Source organism: Sphingobacterium sp. BS-2 (assembly GCF_046161205.1).
Taxonomy (GTDB): domain Bacteria; phylum Bacteroidota; class Bacteroidia; order Sphingobacteriales; family Sphingobacteriaceae; genus Sphingobacterium; species Sphingobacterium mizutaii.
In genome coordinates, this window is sequence record NZ_JBIXGO010000014.1 from 242,379 (window position 1) to 258,210 (window position 15,832).

A 15,832-nucleotide genomic window follows, 5' to 3' on the forward strand; every position below is an offset into this window, starting at 1 on the left:
AAATGACGAACACGATACCAAAGGCTATGGATTCCATTGCCCTGATACATGGGTTAATATTTCATAAGATTTCCCTTACTGTTCAATTGGTTGGTTAGGAAACATTAATTTAATGATTGTTCCTTCCCCAATTTTACTTTTGATTGTAATATCTATCCCTAACTTATCCGTAATTCTCTTTACGATTGCCATCCCTACACCAGATCCCTCAAACCCTTTGGCATTGGACATTCTCTTGAACATTTCATAGATGGTTTTCAATTCTTCTTCTGCAATGCCTATCCCATTGTCCTTAATCGTATAGATCACGCCATTGTCTGTTTGAAGGGAGTCTATCATTACCAAAGCCGATTGAGATTTGGAAGAGTACTTGATGGCATTTCCAATTAAGTTTAGGAACAATTGGTAAAGCAAAGTCTTTTCTGCAGAAACTGGTAATAATTGCTTGACCTCGACCTGTACGTTATTGGAACCAAATCGTTGTTTGCTGACATCTATGATTTCCTGAACAAAAGATTCTGGGTCAATGGTCTCTCTTGTAAACTTAAAGGAACTTGCCTTTGAAAATTGATGGATTTTATCGAGCATATTGAGGATAATGTCCACTGAATCTAAAATATTAGTGGTCATTTTCTTCAACATATCTGGTTTGACATCCTGCCTATATTGTAAAAATTCCGTTGACACCTTAATGGCTGAAAGTGGATTTTTTAAGTCATGACTGATGGTATAGGCATAGGTATCTAATGCATTATTCATTTCAATAAGCTGTTTATTGAGCGATTCTATTTCACCGGATTTTTGAAGGATGGAGTCACGCAGTAGCTCCCTTATCCTTGAAATAAAATGTATATCCTTAGAACTCCATTTTTTAGAAGTCCCTCTGACCTGATCTTTCCATACATCAAAGGATGTTCTAGGAGAAGGTTTTAGAATATGGGTATCGTTATCATGTTCAAAATGTTTTTCGGGTTTTCCGGCCCACGATCTTTCAACCACGATTTCTTTTCTTAACCAAATGATAAAAAAATCCTTTTGCATATCTACTTCGGCAAATGCAATGCCTACAATGTCCTTTTCGAATGCCTCGAATATTTCTGGATAGTCAGATAGGGAATGGGTAAGAAATACATGGTCTTGAGCTAAGCTTGTAATTTGGGATAGTTGAGACCGGAACACTTCCTTGTTGGGGTGAAATCCTTCCAGATAAATGGAACCTTCATAACCAATAGCAATTCCATCAGATTCTAAGAATTCCAGTAAGGTATTGGCGAAATTCTTTAATTCAGGAAAGACTCTTTTCTTTAGCAAGATCTTTTCCTTCATTATTAATTCTATCTGCTGTACTTCCTTTAAATATTCCGTCTTTGCCTTTTCCTCTAATCGCTGAAATTTATTTGCAGCAAAATTAGTAGCCAATAAGGCAAAGTCACGTACGGTTAAGTCGATATGAGCAGGATTTTCGTTTTGACAGCATACCAAGCCCCAGAGCTCTTCTTGGATGATAATGGAAAAGCTAATGCTGGAACGAAACCCTGCATTTTTTAGATATTGAAGATGGATAGGGGACAGTTTTCGTATAGAAACCCCACTGAGGTCTATTTCTCCTGGATTTTCAGAAAGGATAGTAGAACCTGGATCTTCGGTGTCGACGATAAATCTGCAATGTTTTATCTTGTAGAGTTCCCGAGCTTGCCTAGGGATATCAAATTCAGGATAGTTTAATCCTAAGTACGATTCCAGCTTGGTATTACCTAAGGATTCGGCAACTACAACACCACTTTTATCTTCATTAAACCGGTATACCATTACTCGGTCAAAGTGGAGTTGATCAGATATCACTTTGGTCAGAGTGGCCCAAACCTGTTCGTCCTCTTCTTGGATTTCAATCATTTTATTGTTTAAAATCCAGTTAATATTGTGAGCTCTATTTCGACATATTTCAAATTCTAAATAAAGAGAATCCTCAAATTTGAATAAGCTTAAATAGTAATGCTTGTTTCCAATTTCAACAAGACTGGTATTTCTTTTTGAAACAGAACCATGGTTTAATTCTTTTAATTCATCATGAATGTTTGCTTTACAAATTGGGTCAGACAGGAAGAAGTCTTTACAGAGGGAGTCAATGGTTTTATTAAAGGCTATATCCGGAAATATTTGGCTGCTATTTTCACTATACGCCATTACCGTACCATCCTTATTGAGTACTATAAAAAATCCTACATCCTGGATTGTACCAAGAAATTGTATTTTTTCATCTTCACACCTCATTACATTCATTTATTAATAGCTTACTCAATCTTGGGAAATCTAATAGGAATTTACTGGTCAAATAAAGACCAATATGTTGCAAAGTAATAAGAAAATATTTAATCTAACTAAGGATTCAATTTTATTAATGAAATATGTTTTTGTTGATGACAGAATAGACTTCAAAAAAGTGTTTTCAGAAGCAAGTCTTTTTTTTGAGGAAGGAGAAAATACCTTGAATGAAGGGGGATTCAGCGGAGAGCGGAAGATTTTAATTCTAGGTAGAATTGATCGAAAAAATTGAGCCAAGGATTATTCTTGGCTCCATGGATTTAAATATTGAGATCTCCCTCTTTACCGATGCTTTCGTTGTTTCCGGATATTGAGTTTCTTACCATTTTAACTAGGGTAGCAATCATATTGGTATCAGAATCCCAATAGTGTGCATCGTCAGGTAGAACCTTTATTAATCGAATATTTGGATCTTCTTTTCCCTTTTCAAACCATCCCTCCATCATTTTGTTCCAATATCTATCTATTCTTTGTTGATCTCTCGTAAGAATTACCTTTCCATTGATACTTAAGAAAGTAAAGTTTTTGGGATCTGAATACAGTACAGATACTAGAGGAGATTTATCCAGATTTTTATAGGTATCACTTTCTGCTGAACAGATATACCAAATATTTCCTTCCTTATCGACTTCCTGCCTACTCATCGGAACTGCATGCGGATAATCAGAATTTTCGTTGAAAGAACATAATATGCCAATATCTATTTGATCGACGATGGATTTCAACTTTTCTATCGCTTCTTGATTATTTAAGTTTTCTTGTGCCATAATTATTCGTTTTAATATTCAACAGCTAACCACGCTTATTGTTGCGAATTAAGTTGTATTTCAAAAGTTGTATGTTTATTTTACTAAAAATATTAGTAAATTTGTTTCTAAGAAAGGGTAAAGCGTATGTTTGGATTTGATGATAAGCTGAATATTTTAGCTGATGCAGCGAAATACGATGTAAGTTGTAGTTCGAGTGGCGGCAAGAGACGAAATACAGGAGGGATTGGAGATTCTTCAGCAAGTGGGATCTGCCATACTTATACGGAAGATGGCCGTTGTGTCTCACTTTTAAAAATCCTGATGACTAACTATTGTATCTATGATTGTTCATTCTGTGTGAGCAGGCGTAGCAATGATATTCAGCGAGCTTCTTTTTCGGTAAAAGAGGTTGTAGATCTTACCATGAACTTTTATCGTAGAAATTACATTGAAGGGTTGTTCCTGAGCTCAGGAATCTTTAAGTCTGCAGATTACACCATGGAGAGGTTGATGTTGGTTGTTAAAAAACTGAGAACAGAAGAACGTTTTCATGGTTACATCCATTTAAAGGCAATACCAGGAGCGAGTGAATCACTACTGAAAGAAGCTGGGCTTTATGTGGACCGGATGAGTGTCAATCTGGAGATCCCAACGGAGGATGGCCTTAAATTGGTAGCTCCAGAAAAAGACCATCAGTCCGTAAAAGAACCATTGGCAATTGTGAAGGATGAAATAAAAACTATAGAACGGGATAAAAAATCATTCAAAAAAGTTCCATTATTTGTACCTGCCGGTCAAAGCACACAAATGGTTATTGGTGCAACAGAAGAGAGTGACCTACAGATCATGCAAACAGCAAATGAATTTTATAAGGATTACAACTTAAAAAGGGTTTATTATTCTGGGTATATCCCAATTAATTCTACGAATAGCATGCTGCCTCAGGTCGGAACAGCACCACCATTGCAGCGTGAAAACAGGCTGTACCAGACTGATTGGCTATTGCGCTTTTATGGTTTTTCATTAAATGAAATACTCAACAGCAAACATCAGAACCTTGAATTGGGAATTGATCCCAAATTAGCCTGGGCATTAAGGAATCCACAGTTTTTTCCGGTGGATATTAATTCTGCATCCTACAATTGGATTATTCGAATTCCAGGAGTGGGTAGGCAATCTGCAGCAAAGATCATTCAGGCCAGGAAATATGGAAAACTAAAAGAATATCAATTGAAGAAAATGGGTGTTGCATTTAATCGAGCAAAATATTTTATGCAATGCCAAGACACATTGGTCCCTCAAGGATTTATTTATCCAGATGCTATTAGAAAGGCAATCCAGGGGCCCGAAAGCCAAAATATAGAATTCAGTTCTATGTCCCAATTAAGTTTATTTTAATGCATTATATTTTTGATGGTAGCTATACCGGCTATCTCTGCTGTGTTTTTGAAGCTTTTGAAAGAAAAGAATTTCATGCTGTTCCCATCACGGAATCCTTGATGGAAAGTACATTGTTTCCTGAATACAGGACTATTGATACAGACCCCTTAAAGTATAATAGGGTTCTCTCTGCTATGGAAAAGGTCGTGGAAAGAAAAAATCTAAACTTGTTTTATCATAACTTCTTGTCTGATTCGCCTGTAGAATGGCTCAATGCTTTCCAGCTTATTATCGAACTCTTTAAAATGAAGAAACTAGATCTTCGGAATTTTGGCGACCCTAGTATACTTCGGCTTCATCAAACCCTAAAAAAAGTGAGCAGCGAAAGACATCGAATGAAAGCTTTTATTCGTTTCGTGAAATCAGATGATGGTTTATATACAGCCGTGGTTGAACCAGATTTTAATGTACTCCCATTGATTGTCGAATTTTTTAAAAACAGATTTGCCGACCAAGATTGGTTAATATATGATATAAAAAGGAATTATGGTTTTCATTATTCAGCCAATGAAATCAATGAAGTTTCCGGTAATATTAAGGATACCATCCCTAATCCATATGAACTCGAATTGAACATTGATCCTAAAGAATTGGAATATCAACATCTTTGGAGTACCTATTTCAAAAGTACCAATATAGAAGCACGCAAAAACCTAAAACTTCACCTCAGGCATGTACCCAAAAGATATTGGAAGTACTTAGTGGAAAAAAAGGTTTAAGATCTGGTAATACTATGGTAAAATAAAAATCTGGTAATGAGTGATTTTTAGCTATTATTATTAGGTGCTTACTTCCCGAAAGACCATTAAAATCTTTGTTGCATTAATAATCAATAGATGTAAATATATTGGCATTGAGTTTGCCTATTTCCTGACAATCCCCCTGAATGTGAATTGAATTTTTTAGTTTTGGGTATCACACTTTAAGGGGAGAAGATAAATCATTATTATTTCCATTAGGAAAGAATGTTTGGGAATGCTATGAAATACGGACGAACAATGATACTTAAACAGAAGATTCGCAATAATTACTTAAAATATATACTTACCGGAACCTTTTCCGTTATGCTGGTCGCTGGGTATGCGCAAGAAGAGAAAAAAGAACAGGTACCTACTAAACCATTAGAGAGAACCAAACCTCAAGACATGGATTCCATTGAGGTGGTTAGGGATTATCGTCCAATGTTGGCCGATGCGGTAAAGATCCGTCGGAGTCCGGAGATGAATATCGACCGGAAAGCTCTAGAGGTTGAGCTGCGCCAGATTGCCGCAGGTATGTATTTTGGCAAGAATGGCTTCAAAGAACCTTATCACTTTCCTCTTCCTCAAAAGTATCCTAACTCAAAAGGTAGCAATATTGATAATAACAGGATTGGTATCATTGCCTATAGGGGCAAGGAATACGAAAGAGCAACTTCCATTCTGCAGAAAGTAGAACCTGGAGATGCTTTTTATCAAAGTTCCGTTATCGCTTTAGGCTATATGGCCCAAGATACCGGAAATAAACAAGCCGCTCGCGATGCCTTCTATAAAGCATCCAGGCTTAATTATGATGCAGACCTGAAAGCAGATGCTATGTACAACTACGCGAAGATCCTCTATGATTTAGACTCTGTACAAGCATCTTTAGTGCCCCTGCAGCAATATATTGGCATGGTTTACAACAACCTTGACAAAGAAGATAAAGGCTCTGAGACCACTGAAATGCGTATGGCTAAGGTCTTATCGGGTTCCAGTAACTTTCAGGTTGCTGTATACTTGTTGGAATCCTTCAACAATAGGGAAGAGGTTGCCGATAGGGTCTATCAAAAGATAACTTACTACCGCGGATTGGAATTCTATAATGAGAGAGCTTTTGAAAACAGTATTTCCATGTTCATGCGTTCCGAGAAATTTCCCTTTGATCCCGAAATGGCAGCTTTGGCAACTTATTGGAAGGCAGAGGCTATGTATGAAGTACGTAAATATGGTGAGGCCGTTGATAACTTCTCCAAGTTCCTACAACTACCCGTTGCCAAACAAACTACTGTATACAATTATGCGAACTATGCCTTGGCATACGCTGCATTCAGGATCAACAGGTATAGTGTAGCAGCCCAATACTTTGAACGCTTTCTGGCGTATGAAGGAAGTTCATTGGACAAAGATACCAGGTATGATGTGATGGCTCGTTTAGGAGATTCCTACCTGTCCATGCGTAACTATGGAAAGGCCAATGAATATTATGATCAATTGATTGCGGAAAAGGCACCAAATCAGGATTATGCCTTATTCCAGCATGGTATTATCCAAGGATTGCAGGGAGATAATGAATCCAAACTAAAGACCCTTCAGTCTGTCGTTGAAAAATTTCCAAAATCAAACTATGCAGATGATGTAGCCTTTGAGATCCCTTATATCTATTTTGTGAAAGGCGATTATGATGTTGCCATCGAAGGTCTGCAAAAGATGATCGAACAATATCCTCGCAGTAGCTACGTGCCAAGAGCGTTGATGACCATTGGACTTGTACAATACAACAAAGATGATTCTGAAGCTGCAATGGCCACTTTCCAGAAGATTGTAAAGGATTACTCCAAAACCAGTGAGGCTTCACAGGCATTGCTTTCAATTGAGAACATCTATTTGGATCAAGGTGATGCAACCAGCTATATTCAATATGCTACCAGCACCAATATCACTGACCTAAGTCCAGCAGAACAGGATAACCTAGCTTTTCAAGCTGGTAACACCTTGTTTTCAAGAGGACAGTATGGGCCAGCAGTAGAGGCCATCAATGCCTATTTTGATAAATTCCCAAAACCAAGGCAAGAGAAACATGCCCGATTTATCAGAGGAGTGAGTTTATACCATACAAATCGTCCAGAGGAAGCTTTGCACGATTTGAACATTATCTTGAACGATTGGACCAGTCAGTATACCGAGAAAACCCTGATGACAGTGGCTGCACTGTACCTGAAATTGAAGGAATACAACGAAGCTATTGTGCACCTCAAAAAGTTAGAGCTTAATTCAGATTATAAGGATAACTATGGCTATGCCATTACGAACCTGATGATCTGTTATTACGAAATTGGTGACTATGAGCAGATGCAGAAATATGTTGAATTGATCAAGAATTACAATAAGGCAACCGAAGCAGAAATTGCTACCGCCCATCTTTACAGCGCCAAAGCGTATGAACAGGAGGGGAATGCTGAATCAGCATTGAAAGAGCTGAACCTGGCTGCACTGAAAAGTAAAGCGACCGCAAGTGCAGAAGCTAGGTACCGCGTAGCTGAATTGCAATATGCTAAAAAACAATATACAAAAGCACAGGAGTCAGCCTTTGATGTAATCAATAACATGGATAACAATGATTATTGGGTAGCAAAGAGCTTTATTCTACTTGCTGACACCTATGCCCGCAAAGGTGATGCGGTTCAGGCAAGAAGTACTTTGGAGAGTGTAATCGAAAATTATGAAGGTGATGATGATATCATCCCTGAAGCAAAAGATCGTTTGCAGAAATTGAAAAAGAAATAACAGTTAGAGACTTAGTTAAGGACCTTTACTATTCCTAGCTAATGGTCAATAATAGAGAAAGCCGTTCAGGATAATGAACGGCTTTCTCTATTTTAAGGCTTCAATACATGAAGTTATTTCAATACATTGTCCTCAAATTTTTATTAAAGGATTAATGTAACGGAATAAAAAAGAGTATAATACGCATTGCTGTCTTTTACCCATTGAACCTGAACAGGAAGCACATTTTTTATGTCCTTGATATTATTTTCCTCAATGTAGGCTTTTATCTTTGCCTCTATTTTTATTCCGCCAGTATATTTTTCATTGCTATGAACATCAACGCTGCCTGTTATTACCTTTATTTCCATATAAATATTATTGCTGTTAAGATTTTAGATTGGGATGTGTTGATTTGAATCTTAAATTCCCATCACCACAACCTAGCATTCCAACTACCTAAATATAGAGATTAATTCATCCACCGTCACCTTGCCAAAATACGCCGTAAGATCAACAGAATTTAGCAAAGTCCGGATATCTTCTTCATTGTGATTGATGCCGACTAACTTAGCTTCAAGCTCTTCAATAGGCTTAGACGCAAAGAAATCTCCAAAGATCTTTACTGCATTGATCACTCCACCCTGTAATACATCCATGTGTAGCTCTATAAAACCAGAAGGGACTTTGATCGCATTCTTGAAATTATACATGGGTGAAAAACCAAAGTTCCAATCCCATGTGCCATATTTTTCTGCGATTAACTTTTCCACCGCTTTCACATCCTCATCCGTCAACTCATAAATGCTCGCCTGCGGATCATCAATCATCATCTGATTGATTAAGGCTTGCTTTATATGGTCTATGCTCACATGATCGGGCAAATATTCTTTCAAGTTTATCACCCTTGAGCGATTGGATTTTACAGCCTTATCCTGAAACTTTAATGGATTTATCTTCAAAGCATCGGCCAAAATACTCATCTCCGAATTGAACAATATGGTGCCATGTTGGATCATTTTCCCAGCCTTGGCAAGTTTCGCATTACCACTGAACTTCTTGCCATCCACCAATAGATCATTCCGCCCTTCCAGTCGCCCAGGTATCCCGAATTGATGTAATACGTTGAGTACCGGCTGAGTGAAATTAGCAAAGTCCATAAACTCTTCCTCAATTAACTTCGTATGGAAAGAAAAATTCAGGTTGCCCAAATCATGGTATACCGCACCACCACCAGACATCCTCCGAACCACTTTAATACCATTCTCCTGAACATATTCTAGATTGATCTCTGCCAAAGTGTTCTGGAACTTTCCTACAATAATTGCAGGAGCATTGATGTATAAAAGGAAAATTGGCTCAGTAGGGTATTTGTAAATTAAATATTCTTCTAGCGCTATATTGAAATAAGCATCATTAGAAGTAGAATCGATAATTAACATATTTTTTATAGGATAAAACCAAAGCTAATGAAAATTTTAAGGATTGGTGATTTGCCTGACGGCAAGCTCCCAATTATTTATGAAATGATTGAGGAGATAGAAGCTTGTATAGAAAACCCCTGGAAGGGGTGAAATATTTATAGAGAAATTTGATTGTTAAGACGTATAACCCCTAGCGGGGGTGAAATATTTTTCTATAGCATTTTTTTTGTGTCACCCTGAGGGCAGCACCGAAGGGTCTCGGTACTATCCTTTCTTTATTTTAAATGGTTTGCTTTAATGATTACCAATGCTTGAATATCAACTAATTCTCTTCGTTACTTTTGAAGGGCAAAAGTACCAAACCAGTCTCATTGTTACTTTTGAAGCCCAAAAGTAACCAAAAGGCTTCGGCCCATTTAAGGTGGCTTTTCGCAAGGCCTCCCGCACATGGATAGAATGCCTTGTTGTCGGGAATATCTTCCAAAAGATCATCCCTTTTAATGGGATGATCTTTTGAAAGCATTCCAAGGCCAATCCCATCGCACAGGTCGACGGCATTCTATCCATTTTTCCGCCACTGGAAATGAGCCGGAGGCTAAAGAACTTCCTTCGGAAGAATGGTGTTTGCATGAAACCCCTGCAAGGGGTGAAATATTTATAGAAAGGTGAATTATTCAAGGGATAACACCTAGCGGGGGTGAAATATTTTTCTATAACCCTTTTTGGGTCACACAGAGGGCAGCACCAAAGGGTCTTGGAAAATCCACAATCAATAGAAATAGTTTGTTCATCTTACGATTCACAATGACAACGATCCTTAAAAAAACAAAAATAGATTCTTCGCTGTGCTCTGAACCCCTCTCAGGAAACCTTCAATTCTGAACAAATTTGAAGAATCTGTACGTATGTCTCCACTCTGATCTTGTCATTCTTCATCGAAGATGGAGAACCTGTACGCCAATACAGACGATTTGTATAGATATGAACCTTTCGTAATTAACAATGAAAAGTTTGTTAGAAATTTGAACCCTTCAACAACCAACCGCCAGCTGTGGTTACGTCTTTATAGGAAATGTACGTTTGTTATGGCCAACCCACAGCGTGGGTGAAATCTTTATAGAAAGGTGAAGCATTCAAGGGATAACCCCTAGCGGGGGTGAAATATTTTTCTACCCCTTTTTTGTGTCACCCTGAGGGCAGCACCGAAGGGTCTCGGAACTATCCCTAAGTCATTTGAAATAGATTGTTCATCTTACGATTCACAATGACAACGATCTTTAAAAAAAATATAAATAGATTCTTCGCTGTGCTCTGAATCCCTCCTTGGAAACATCCAATTCTGAACAAATAGTGAAGAATCTGTACGATTTCCCGTCAACCACCTTGTCATTATCCATCGAAGATGGATGACCTGTTCGTCATTTCAATCATTTTTGTATAATTCGATACCCTTCGTGCTTCTATCAGTTCGTTTTTACATCAATTCGAACCCAACGCCTTATGTAAATAACTGATTGTCAGAAAACTCTAAAACTTGTGTTAATGTTCTTTGCCACAAAGGTCCTTTAATGCCTCTGTTTTCATTTTATCCTTAATATGTTGTTTTATATCCCTTATATGTTATCAATGGATTTTCAAATGTAATATTTTTGCCTCTTATTTATATTTAATCTAAATAAGTTATATCTATGCTTAAAAATCATACTCAACATTTTCTAAAGATTACATTAACGATCTCCATCTTAATTTTAATCCCGATTATTTTATTAGCCCAACAGACGGGCCTAATTCAAGGTGAGGTTTATACCATCGACGGTAAACCTCTTTCTTATGCTTCCATTCGCTTAAAAGACACTCGCTATAATACTGCGGTGGACGAAACTGGGCATTTTTCATTAAGCGCTCCAGTAGGCAAATATGTTTTACAGGTAACTTATGCTAACTATACCGTTGAAGAAGTTGCTGTGACTATTGAATCCGGACAAACTACACAAGTGGACCGTATTACCGTACAATCCAATTCTACGCAATTGAGAGAAGTCATCGTATCGGATATCCAAAGGAATAAATACGCTAGGAAAGAAACCCAGGATATTGCCAGAATGCCATTGGCCAATCTTGAGAATCCTCAAGCATATAGCGTAATTACCAAAGAATTGATGCTGGAAACCGCGGCAACAGATTATGTTTCCGCTTTAGGTCAAGTTCCTTCAGCTGTAGTTTCCAATGGGGTAAACGACAGTGGGAATGGAATTCTATTGCGTGGTTTTACCACCTTTAATTCAGGAATGGTTAGAAATGGCCTTCCAGTAAATACTAGAGCAGTATCTGAAATCTTCAACCTAGAAAAGGTTGAGGTATTGAAGGGACCGTCTGCTACGCTTTTTGGCGCCCAAGTAACTTCCTATGGCGGTGTGGTTAATAATGTTACCAAAAAGCCATTTGAATCATTCAGGGGAGAGGTAAGCTATATTACCGGAAGCTTCGGCATGAACAGATTGACTGCCGATGTTAATGCACCCTTAAATAAAGACAGAACAGCATTAGGACGGTTCAATGTGATGGGAATGACTAATGATGGTTTTCAAAATGAAGGTAAGAGCAAGGCTTTCGGATTTGCTACCAGCTTATTGTTTAAAGCAGGAGCTAAGACCACGGTAAGGTTAGACGCTGATCTATACAATTCTACAAAACCTTTGGTAGCCTATCTAAGAAATACCAATAAATTAACCATGTCAAATATGAAGGAATGGGATCTGCCTTATGATCGATCTCTTACTTCAAATGATATCGCTACCAATAGGACCAACATTAACATCGGTGCTGAACTTGAGCATCAGATTTCAGAAAATTGGACTTCAAGAACTTCTTACCTATACAATAACGCAGGCGACAAGGGTTCCGTATTTATGGTTCCCATGATTGTTGACGACAACAGGATCGAGCGACGCTATAGAATATTTGATGATTACAGTCTGAACTTTTCCGTAATCCAGCAAAATTTCAATGGTTCTTATAAAGTTGGTTCCGTAGAAAACAAGATTTTATTAGGTCTTGATGCAACATTCTACACCAACAAAAACCTCTATATGGTTCCATTTTTTGCTATCTACGACACGGTATCCGTGAAGGATCAGGTATGGAAACCATTGACTCGTTCTGAAGTTGATCTTTCTAGAGGGGATAGGAGTTTTGGTGATGGAATTGATGATAGCAAGTATAATGTATCCAGCGCGTACCTTTCCAATGTTACTAATATCTCCGATCGATTTTTCGTGATGCTGAGCGCTAGGGTTAATAGATTCCAGCAAGGAACCATTAAATCCTATAGTCCAGGGCAACCCGAGATAAAAGACGAAAACGGTAAGGTAGAACAAAGGGCGACCCCCGAAACATATACCGAGACCGAAGGTTATACGCAAGTCAATGTTTCCCCTAAAATAGGTTTAGTATATCAACCTATAAAAGACAAGGTTTCGATTTTTGCGAATTACATGAACAGTTTCACGAACATTGCCGCATCCAGAGGTATTGCGAATATAAATGATGATCCTGAACAAGCAGATATCATTAAGTGGAAACCTGAGCAAGCAAACCAAATAGAAGCCGGGGCAAAATTCGAACTGATGGATGGTCTAATCAATGCAACAGTTAGTTATTACAATATCAAGGTCACCAATAGGTTGATGGAAGTAACTACTGGAGTTAATATTCAAGACGGTGAGCAGAAAAGTGAAGGATTTGAAGTTGACTTAATTGCAAATCCTGTCAGAGGTTGGAATATTATTGCAGGCTACGGTTTCAACGAAAATAAATATGTGAAGAGTGAAGAAGGTATTCTTGGAAAGACACCAGCTTGGACTCCAAAACATGTTGCCAATTTATGGACTTCTTACAAATTCCTGGACAATGGAGTGAAAGGATTGGGATTCGGAGCTGGATTTAATTATGTAGACAAAGTATTGATGAATATCGCTGATGATTTCTACATCCCTTCTTATGCCGTAATGAATGGTACTGTATTTTATGACCAACCCAAATACCGCGTTGGTGTAAAATTAAACAACATTGCCAATATTAAATACTGGGATATGTATGGCAAACCACAAAGACCATTTGAATTCCTAGCTAATTTATCGTTCAAATTCTAATTTGATTTTTCTAATGCCAAACTACTGCGGGGAAAGACCCTCGCGGTAGTTTATTGCTAACAACCTATCAAAACATGCAAAATTTCGAAGTGAAAAAAAATCCCAAGCCTGTCAGTAAAGCTGCCCCACCTAAAAAGAAGGGTAAAAATTGGTTCAGCAGATTAAACGCTTGGCTACACCTTTGGCCATCCATTGTTTCAGGATTGATTGTAGTCTTTGTATGTCTTACAGGGACTTTAATCGTTTATTGCGATGAAATATTGGAACTATCAGCTGCGGATGCCAAATATGTGGAAGTGGCAGGTCCTAAAGCCACTGCGGTGCAACTGCTGGAATCTGTCAAGGAGACGAATCCCAATCTTGAAATCTCTCAATTGGTGTTTTTCAATGATCCTGAAAGATCGGTTAGGGCAAGAGCTTTCAATAAAGAATCCAAAAAATTAAATCTGATCTATATCAATCCCTATACAGCTGAAGTAATGAAGGTCGATTATACCATACATTTCTTCTTTGTTACCGCGCATCTTCATGCTAGCCTTTTGGCCCATAGCATAGGAGGTTGGGTTGTCTTAATTTCTACCGTAATTTTTCTGATTAGCTGCATCACTGGATTAATCCTATGGTGGCCAAAAAGATGGACTAAAAAGACAAAACAGGATAGTTTCACGATCAAATGGAAAGCGAGGTTCAAAAGATTGAATTACGACCTTCACAATGTTTATGGTTTCTATTCGCTATTGTTGTGTTTTATCCTAAGTGCCACAGGCATCATTATCTTCTTTCACGCCTCCTTGGGATCAGCGATCATCAGGTCTTTTGGCGGTTCTGATGAACATCTTGAGGCTGCACTTCCAGCAGTAGATGAATCAAGGACATCATTGGATTTTGCCCAATTTGCTTACCGTGCTTTAGAAAAAAATCCAGATAAGAAGAATGCATCTATTTGGCTTTATAACCTCGATAAAGTAGGTGCTTATACCTTTCAGATGGGCGTATCAGGTCTAAAAAGTACCGAAAACCTAGGCTTGGAAGTCTTTGACAAATATAACGGTCAACATATTGCGGTTGAAAGACCATTTGTACTCCATGAAAAGGTTGAAAATTATGTTTGGCAATTGCATATGGGCCAATGGTGGGGACAATTCGGGAAATTGTCTACTTTCTTGGCAGGGATTATTGCTACCTCATTGCCAATTACAGGGTTCTTAATCTGGTGGGGTAGAAGGAAAAAGAAAAAGACGGTCCGTCGCTAAATTGTTGAGGTAAGCGCCATGTAAGGTTGTCACTGAGAAAGTCAAGGGTGATAATCTTGTATGGCTTTTACCTTTTTTGGATTTGAGTATTTCATTTAGCTGATCAAGTTAGGATAAAAAAAAGCTGCTGAAAGTTTTAAGGAATGGGGATTTGCCTGATGGAAAGCGCACGATTATTTATGAAATGAATGAGGAGATAGAAGCTAGTTTAGAACACCTGGATGGGGTGAAATATTTATAGAAAATTGAAGCATTCAAGGGATAACCCCTAGCGGGGGTGAAATATTTTTCTATAACCTTTTTTGTAACACAGAGGACAGCACCGAAGGGTCTCGGAAAATCCTTTCTTTATTTGAAATGGTTTTCTTTAATGATTACCAATGCTTGAACATCAACAAATTCTCTTCGTTACTTTTGGAGCCCAAAAGTAACCAAAAACCTTCGGCCCATTTAAGGTGGCTTTTCGCACAATCCAACGCGCATGAAAAGAATGCCTTGTTGTCGGGAATATCTTTCAATAGATCATCCCTTTTAATGGGATGATCTATTGAAAGCATTCCAAGGCCAATCCCATCGCGCAAGTCAACGGCATTCTATCCATTTTTCCGCCACTGGAAATGAGCCGGATGCTAAAGAACTTCCTTCGGAAGAATGGTGTTTGCATGAAACCCCTGGAAGGGGTGAAATCTTTATAGAAATTTGAAGCACTCAAGGGATAACCCCTAGCGGGGGTGAAATATTTTTCTGCCCCTTTTTTGTGTCACACTGAGAAGTAAAAATTTGGACTAAATTTATTGGAAGGTGATGACAGGAAAGCGGAAGGGAAAATTTTTTTAATTTTAGAGATACAACCCCTTTTGGGGTTCCATTATTTTAGCTGGCATGGCACGTTAGCCTGGAAGTCGCGCAAAAACGATGTTCGATTAATCGAACATCGTTTTTGCATTAACCCTATATTGTTCGATATCATTGCTAAAATAATACTGCCCT

13 protein-coding genes are annotated in these 15,832 nt (G+C 38.1%); 7 read left to right on the forward strand and 6 right to left on the reverse strand.

The genetic code is table 11. The annotated features are described in order from the left end of the window. Positions 1–75 precede the first annotated feature (75 nt). Positions 76–2,271, reverse strand: coding sequence for a sensor histidine kinase (locus ACK2WI_RS06300; protein WP_409150113.1), 2,196 nt, complete (start codon positions 2,269–2,271; stop codon positions 76–78). A gap of 73 nt (positions 2,272–2,344) precedes the next feature. On the opposite strand from ACK2WI_RS06300, the gene ACK2WI_RS06305 reads away from it, so the two are divergent. After that, positions 2,345–2,554, forward strand: coding sequence for a hypothetical protein (locus tag ACK2WI_RS06305; RefSeq protein ID WP_409150114.1), 210 nt, complete (start codon positions 2,345–2,347; stop codon positions 2,552–2,554). Positions 2,555–2,582: 28 nt separating this feature from the next. Here the strand turns inward: ACK2WI_RS06305 and ACK2WI_RS06310 are convergent, their stop codons facing one another. Then, the gene (locus ACK2WI_RS06310; protein WP_313368692.1) at positions 2,583–3,089 is read right to left on the reverse strand and encodes a pyridoxamine 5'-phosphate oxidase family protein; all 507 of its coding nucleotides are present in this window, start codon (positions 3,087–3,089) and stop codon (positions 2,583–2,585) included. Positions 3,090–3,215: 126 nt separating this feature from the next. Here ACK2WI_RS06310 and ACK2WI_RS06315 point away from each other — a divergent pair, with 126 nt between their 5' ends. The 3 genes from ACK2WI_RS06315 to ACK2WI_RS06325 all read left to right on the forward strand — a co-directional run bounded on the left by ACK2WI_RS06315 (position 3,216) and on the right by ACK2WI_RS06325 (position 8,035). Next, positions 3,216–4,469 carry a putative DNA modification/repair radical SAM protein gene (locus ACK2WI_RS06315; RefSeq protein ID WP_409150115.1) on the forward strand — a complete coding sequence of 418 codons (1,254 nt, stop codon included), beginning with the start codon at positions 3,216–3,218 and terminating at the stop codon, positions 4,467–4,469. Continuing rightward, positions 4,469–5,230, forward strand: coding sequence for a TIGR03915 family putative DNA repair protein (locus tag ACK2WI_RS06320; RefSeq protein WP_409150116.1), 762 nt, complete (start codon positions 4,469–4,471; stop codon positions 5,228–5,230). The genes ACK2WI_RS06315 and ACK2WI_RS06320 overlap by 1 nt, the downstream gene beginning before the upstream one ends. 279 nt (positions 5,231–5,509) lie before the next feature. Continuing rightward, positions 5,510–8,035 (forward strand): tetratricopeptide repeat protein, encoded by a 2,526-nt coding sequence (locus ACK2WI_RS06325; protein ID WP_409150117.1) that lies wholly within the window; start codon positions 5,510–5,512, stop codon positions 8,033–8,035. 143 nt (positions 8,036–8,178) lie between these two features. Here ACK2WI_RS06325 and ACK2WI_RS06330 read toward each other — a convergent pair whose 3' ends face one another. The 3 genes from ACK2WI_RS06330 to ACK2WI_RS06340 all read right to left on the reverse strand — a co-directional run bounded on the left by ACK2WI_RS06330 (position 8,179) and on the right by ACK2WI_RS06340 (position 9,961). After that, positions 8,179–8,385: a hypothetical protein gene (locus tag ACK2WI_RS06330; RefSeq protein ID WP_409150118.1), complete on the reverse strand. Its 207-nt coding sequence runs from the start codon at positions 8,383–8,385 to the stop codon at positions 8,179–8,181. An 84-nt stretch (positions 8,386–8,469) separates the two neighbouring features. Beyond that, positions 8,470–9,456 carry a lipoate--protein ligase gene (locus ACK2WI_RS06335; RefSeq protein ID WP_409150119.1) on the reverse strand — a complete coding sequence of 329 codons (987 nt, stop codon included), beginning with the start codon at positions 9,454–9,456 and terminating at the stop codon, positions 8,470–8,472. A gap of 304 nt (positions 9,457–9,760) precedes the next feature. Continuing rightward, on the reverse strand, positions 9,761–9,961 hold the full coding sequence (locus tag ACK2WI_RS06340) for a hypothetical protein (RefSeq protein WP_409150120.1): 201 nt from the start codon (positions 9,959–9,961) through the stop codon (positions 9,761–9,763). Between the two features lie 1,165 nt (positions 9,962–11,126). Between ACK2WI_RS06340 and ACK2WI_RS06345 the strand changes: the two genes are divergently transcribed. After that, entirely contained in the window at positions 11,127–13,589 is a 2,463-nt protein-coding gene (locus tag ACK2WI_RS06345) for a TonB-dependent siderophore receptor (RefSeq protein ID WP_409150121.1), read from the forward strand. Positions 13,590–13,663: 74 nt separating this feature from the next. Further along, on the forward strand, positions 13,664–14,842 hold the full coding sequence (locus tag ACK2WI_RS06350) for a PepSY-associated TM helix domain-containing protein (RefSeq protein WP_409150122.1): 1,179 nt from the start codon (positions 13,664–13,666) through the stop codon (positions 14,840–14,842). Between the two features lie 374 nt (positions 14,843–15,216). Here ACK2WI_RS06350 and ACK2WI_RS06355 read toward each other — a convergent pair whose 3' ends face one another. Then, a complete protein-coding gene (locus ACK2WI_RS06355; protein WP_409150123.1) occupies positions 15,217–15,399 on the reverse strand; it encodes a hypothetical protein in 183 nt (60 codons plus the stop codon). Between the two features lie 237 nt (positions 15,400–15,636). On the opposite strand from ACK2WI_RS06355, the gene ACK2WI_RS06360 reads away from it, so the two are divergent. Beyond that, the coding region (locus ACK2WI_RS06360) for a hypothetical protein (RefSeq protein ID WP_409150124.1) at positions 15,637–15,832 on the forward strand (196 nt) is incomplete at its 3' end.

Bases quoted from the DNA above. Each gene is read 5' to 3' on its own strand.
- ACK2WI_RS06300 (WP_409150113.1), bottom strand. From the start codon at position 2,271: ATGAGGTGTGAAGATGAAAAAATACAATTTCTTGGTACAATCCAGGAT.
- ACK2WI_RS06305 (WP_409150114.1), top strand. From the start codon at position 2,345: ATGTTGCAAAGTAATAAGAAAATATTTAATCTAACTAAGGATTCAATT.
- ACK2WI_RS06310 (WP_313368692.1), bottom strand. From the start codon at position 3,089: ATGGCACAAGAAAACTTAAATAATCAAGAAGCGATAGAAAAGTTGAAA.
- ACK2WI_RS06315 (WP_409150115.1), top strand. From the start codon at position 3,216: ATGTTTGGATTTGATGATAAGCTGAATATTTTAGCTGATGCAGCGAAA.
- ACK2WI_RS06320 (WP_409150116.1), top strand. From the start codon at position 4,469: ATGCATTATATTTTTGATGGTAGCTATACCGGCTATCTCTGCTGTGTT.
- ACK2WI_RS06325 (WP_409150117.1), top strand. From the start codon at position 5,510: ATGATACTTAAACAGAAGATTCGCAATAATTACTTAAAATATATACTT.
- ACK2WI_RS06330 (WP_409150118.1), bottom strand. From the start codon at position 8,385: ATGGAAATAAAGGTAATAACAGGCAGCGTTGATGTTCATAGCAATGAA.
- ACK2WI_RS06335 (WP_409150119.1), bottom strand. From the start codon at position 9,456: ATGTTAATTATCGATTCTACTTCTAATGATGCTTATTTCAATATAGCG.
- ACK2WI_RS06340 (WP_409150120.1), bottom strand. From the start codon at position 9,961: ATGCTTTCAAAAGATCATCCCATTAAAAGGGATGATCTTTTGGAAGAT.
- ACK2WI_RS06345 (WP_409150121.1), top strand. From the start codon at position 11,127: ATGCTTAAAAATCATACTCAACATTTTCTAAAGATTACATTAACGATC.
- ACK2WI_RS06350 (WP_409150122.1), top strand. From the start codon at position 13,664: ATGCAAAATTTCGAAGTGAAAAAAAATCCCAAGCCTGTCAGTAAAGCT.
- ACK2WI_RS06355 (WP_409150123.1), bottom strand. From the start codon at position 15,399: ATGCTTTCAATAGATCATCCCATTAAAAGGGATGATCTATTGAAAGAT.